Below are 280 nucleotides of genomic sequence, written 5' to 3' on the forward strand. Positions count from 1 at the left end.
GCCCGCGGCCAGCGAGTCGCCGAAGCTCTTGTGGGCGGCCAGGCCTATTTTCGCCTTGACCCCCTGGCTGAGCGGCATGGTCGTGCTTTCGAAATGCAGTTGCTCTCCCAAATGGCCCAGTCTCGCCTTGAACACCAGGGCCAGCGCGGTGTTGAGCGGGCCATCCAGTCTGGACGCCGCGCTGCTTTGCAGCAGGCGGGTACCGAAGGTGTTGGTCAGCAGCACCGCTCCGCTGAGTCGGATGGCAGAGGGCGGCGTATTGAGGCTGACCTCGCCGACC

1 protein-coding gene is annotated in these 280 nt (G+C 65.7%); it reads right to left on the bottom strand.

Annotated elements, in window-relative coordinates:
- The coding region (locus ACM6J5_RS24250) for a hypothetical protein (protein WP_414929487.1) at nt 1–280 on the bottom strand (280 nt) is incomplete at both ends.

The sequence above is a fragment of the Pseudomonas sp. IT-P74 genome, assembly GCF_949768175.1.
In the GTDB taxonomy this organism is placed as follows: Bacteria; Pseudomonadota; Gammaproteobacteria; order Pseudomonadales; family Pseudomonadaceae; genus Aquipseudomonas.